Below are 4,137 nucleotides of genomic sequence, written 5' to 3'. Positions count from 1 at the left end.
ATCCGTACCGCGGGCGGGCGCCCCGGCCCCTCGGGCGCGCCGGTGCGCGCGGCCGCGTCGGCGAGTGCGGCTGCGAGGGCCGCGGTGCGCCGGTCCTCTCGTACGCCGGCCAACTCCTCGGTGAGGGAGGCGAGGTGGCGCTCGTAGAAGCCGGTGTCGAAGGCGCCCGAGGTGAACTCCGGGTGGCGCAGGGAGCGTACGAGCAGGTCGCGGTTGGTCGCCGGACCGTGGATGCGGGCCCGTGCCAGCGCGTCGGCGAGGAGGCGCACGGCGTCGCCGCGCTCCGGTGCCCAGGCGATCACCTTGGCGAGCATCGGGTCGTAAGCGGTGCCGATCTCGCTGCCCGCGGTGACGCCGGTGTCGAGCCGTACACCCGAGCGTGCCCCGACTGCCCACGGCAGCACCGGAGTTGAGGTCTCGGGGTGCCGGTGGCCGCCCGTGCCCTCGGTCGCGTCCGGCACGTCGAGGCGGAGGACCTCGCCGGTCTGCGGCTGCCAGCCGCGCGCCGGGTCCTCCGCGTAGAGCCTCGCCTCGACGGCGTGCCCTCGTGCCGGCGGCGGGCCTTCGGCGTCGAGGCTCCGTCCCTCGGCGATCCTGATCTGCTCGGCCACGAGGTCGACGCGGTGCACGCACTCGGTGACGGGGTGCTCCACCTGGAGCCTGGTGTTCATCTCCAGGAAGTACGGGCCACCGTCGGCGGTGGAGACGAGGAACTCGACCGTCCCTGCGGACCGGTAGCCGACGGCGCGCGCTGCTTCCTCGGCCGCCCGGTGCAGTGCTTCCGTGCGCTTCTCGTCGAGCCCGGGCGCCGGCGCCTCCTCGACGACTTTCTGGTGCCTGCGCTGCAGCGAGCAGTCCCGGGTGCCCAGCACCCACACGGTGCCCTCCCCGTCCGCGAGGACCTGCACCTCGACGTGGCGCGCCCGCTCCAGGTACGGCTCGACGAAAACCTCGCCGTCCCCGAAGGCGCCGAGCGCCTCCGACTGCGCGGCAGCGATCTCGTCCGGCAGATCCGCGAGCCGGCGCACCACGCGCATACCGCGTCCGCCCCCGCCCGCCGACGCCTTCACCAGCAACGGCAGGCTCCCGGCGTCGGCCTCACCCGCGGGCACGGGCTCCAGCAGTGGTACGCCGGCGGCGCGCATCAGCTCCTTGGCGCGGGTCTTGGAGGCCATCGCCTCGATCGCCTCCGGCGGCGGACCGATCCACGCCAGCCCAGCCTCGATCACCGCGCGAGCGAAATCCGCGTTCTCGGAGAGGAATCCGTAACCGGGGTGCACCGCGTCGGCGCTCGCGTCGAGGGCCGCCTCCACCAACCGGTCGCCGCGCAGGTACGTGTCGGCCGGGGCCGTACCGGGGAGGCGCACGGCGGCGTCGGCGCCGCGTACGTGGAGGGCCTCGGCGTCGGCGTCGGAGTGCACGGCGACGGTGGCGAGTCCCAGCTCCCGGCAGGTGCGGAAGACCCTGCGGGCGATCTCCCCGCGGTTGGCCACGAGTACGGAAGTGATCATCGAACTCACGCCTCACATCCGGAAGATGCCGAAACCGCCGCGTGCACCCTGCACGGGGGCGGTGTGGATGGCGGACAGGCACAGGCCGAGGACGGTGCGGGTGTCGCGCGGGTCGATCACGCCGTCGTCGTAGAGCCGGCCGGAGAGGAACATCGGCAGCGACTCGCTCTCCACCTGCTCCTCGACCATCGCCCGCAGCCCGGCGTCCGCCTCCTCGTCGAAGGGCCGCCCCTTCGCCGCCGCCGACTGCCGCATCACGCGGGAGAGCACCCCTGCGAGCTGCTGCGGCCCCATCACCGCCGACTTGGCGCTCGGCCAGGCGAAGAGGAACCGCGGGTTGTACGCCCTGCCGCACATCCCGTAGTGCCCGGCGCCGTAACTCGCGCCGACCAGGACCGACAGGTGGGGGACCTTCGAGTTGGAGACGGCGTTGATCATCATCGACCCGTGCTTCACGATGCCGCCCTGCTCGTACTCCGTCCCCACCATGTAACCCGTGGTGTTGTGGAGGAAGAGCAGCGGAACGTCCCGCTGGTTGGCGAGTTGGATGAACTGGGCCGCCTTCTGCGCCTCCTCGCTGAAGAGCACGCCCTGTGCGTTGGCGAGGATGCCGAGCGGGTAACCGTGCAGCTTCGCCCACCCGGTGACCAAACTCGGTCCGTAACGCGGCTTGAACTCGTCGAACTCCGAGGCGTCGACGAGGCGGGCGAACACCTCGCGCGGGTCGAAGGGGACCTTGAGGTCCTCGGGCACCACGCCGAGAAGTTCCTCCTCCGGGTACAGCGGCGCCCGTACGACCGCGCCGGCGCGCGCCCCCTCGTCCGCCTTCCGCCAGTTGAGGCGGGCGATGACGCGGCGGGCGGTGCGCAGCGCGTCCTCCTCGTCGAGCGCCAGGTAGTCGGCGAGCCCCGAGGTGGTGGCGTGCATCTCGGCGCCGCCCAGCTCCTCCTCGTCGGCGTCCTCGCCCGTCGCCTCCTTCACCAGCGGCGGACCGCCCAGGAAGACCTTGGAACGCTCCTTGACCATGATGACGTGGTCCGACATTCCGGGGATGTAGGCGCCACCCGCCGTCGAGTTGCCGAAGACGACCGCGACCGTCGGGATGCCCGCCTCCGAGAGCCGCGTGATGTCGCGAAACAAGGCGCCCCCGGGTATGAACACCTCTTTCTGGCTCGGCAGATCGGCCCCGCCCGACTCCACGAGCGAGATGCACGGAAGCCGGTTCTCGTAGGCGATCTCATTGGCGCGGAGCGCCTTCCGCAGCGTCCACGGGTTGCTGGCGCCGCCCCTGACCGTCGGGTCGTTCGCGGTGACGAGGCACTCCACGCCTGCGACCACTCCGATCCCGGCGACGAGGGAGCCGCCGACGGTGTAGTCGCTGCCCCAGCCGGCGAGGGGCGACAGTTCGAGGAAAGGGGTGTCCGGGTCGAGCAGCAGCTCCACACGCTCCCGAGCGGGCAACTTGCCGCGTTCCCGGTGGCGTTCGACGTACTTCTCGCCCCCGCCGGCGAGCGCCTTGGCGTGCTCGGTCTCCAACTCGGCGAGGCTGCCGAGCATCGCGGCGCGTCGCCCGGCGAACTCCTGGCTCGACGCGTCGAGTCGAGTGTGCAGCGCGCTCATGTCTCCACCTTCGGGCAGGGGTTGCGGACGTGGTACGGACGCGGAGCCGTCGTCCCGGGCCCGTGCAAGGACGCGGGTCACCGGTCACCGCGCAACTCGACTGCTTCCAGGAGGAATTCGGGGACCGCCAACCGGCGTCCTCGCACCCACTCACCCAGGGCCTTGCCCTGCGGGTCGAACCGCGACTGCGAGGCGACGCCGTCGCCGAGGATGCCGTCGACGACGAAGTTCAGCGCGCGCAGGTTCGGCAGTACGTGCCGCGTCACGTCCAACTCCGTGACTTCGGGGAGGAGTTGGCGGAACCGCTCCACGGTGAGCTCGTGGGCCATCCACCGCCAGACGTACTGGCTGCCCTTTCGCGCCCACAGCCCCACGTTCGCGCTCCCGCCCTTGTCCCCGCTGCGTGCGCCGACGAGCATCCCCAACGGAACCTCGCGCAGGGGGATGTCCGCGGCGAGCGGAGCGGGCGGAGGCGGCTCGGGGAGTGGCTCCGTGCCACCGGTGCGCGAGGGGGGCGCCACTGGCTGCCGTGCGCCTCCGGGCAGCACGGCGATGTGTTCGACGCCGTCCGCCGGCGTCCAGGCCGTCTCGAAGACGGCGTAGGGCGCGCCCTTTCCCGGCGGTGCCGTGACGTGGAAGCCGGGGATGCTCGCAAGCGCCAGCTCGATCGCCGCTCCGCTGACCGCTCGGCCGACCGTCTCGGCGTCCGGGTCGCGCACGACCATACGCAGCGTCGCGCTCGCCTCCTCCTGCACCGGCGCCTCGGCGCTACGGGCACGCGCGAGCGACCAACTCACCTGCGCCGGCGGGTCGTCGGCGAGCGCCGCCTCCATCTGGGAGCGGACGAGCGCGGCCTTCTCGTCGATGTCGAGACCGGTGAGGACGAAGACGACCTCGTTCCGGTGCCCGCCGAGCTTCGTCAACCCCACCTTGAGTGCGCGCGGGGGTGGTTCGCCTCGCACCTGCGAGACGCGGACCCGGTCGGGGCCCTCCTCCTCCAGACGCA

3 protein-coding genes are annotated in these 4,137 nt (G+C 72.3%); all 3 read right to left on the bottom strand.

Annotated features, from left to right (window positions below; all coding sequences use genetic code 11):
* Positions 1-1,511, bottom strand: a 1,511-nt coding sequence (locus tag UWG_RS0107295) for an acetyl-CoA carboxylase biotin carboxylase subunit (RefSeq protein ID WP_029391243.1), incomplete at its 3' end; no start/stop codon positions are given.
* A 12-nt stretch (positions 1,512-1,523) separates the two neighbouring features.
* Positions 1,524-3,131: an acyl-CoA carboxylase subunit beta gene (locus tag UWG_RS0107290; protein WP_016906546.1), complete on the bottom strand. Its 1,608-nt coding sequence runs from the start codon at positions 3,129-3,131 to the stop codon at positions 1,524-1,526.
* A 77-nt stretch (positions 3,132-3,208) separates the two neighbouring features.
* Positions 3,209-4,137: acyclic terpene utilization AtuA family protein (locus UWG_RS0107285; protein WP_016906545.1), on the bottom strand; the 929-nt coding region annotated here is incomplete at its 5' end.

The sequence above is a fragment of the Streptomyces xiaopingdaonensis genome (assembly GCF_000262345.1).
Lineage (GTDB): Bacteria > Actinomycetota > Actinomycetes > Streptomycetales > Streptomycetaceae > Streptomyces > Streptomyces xiaopingdaonensis.
This window is presented reverse-complemented; position numbering and strand designations above follow the sequence as displayed.

Coding starts and splice junctions, on each gene's coding strand:
- UWG_RS0107290 (WP_016906546.1), bottom strand. CDS start 3,131: ATGAGCGCGCTGCACACTCGACTCGACGCGTCGAGCCAGGAGTTCGCC.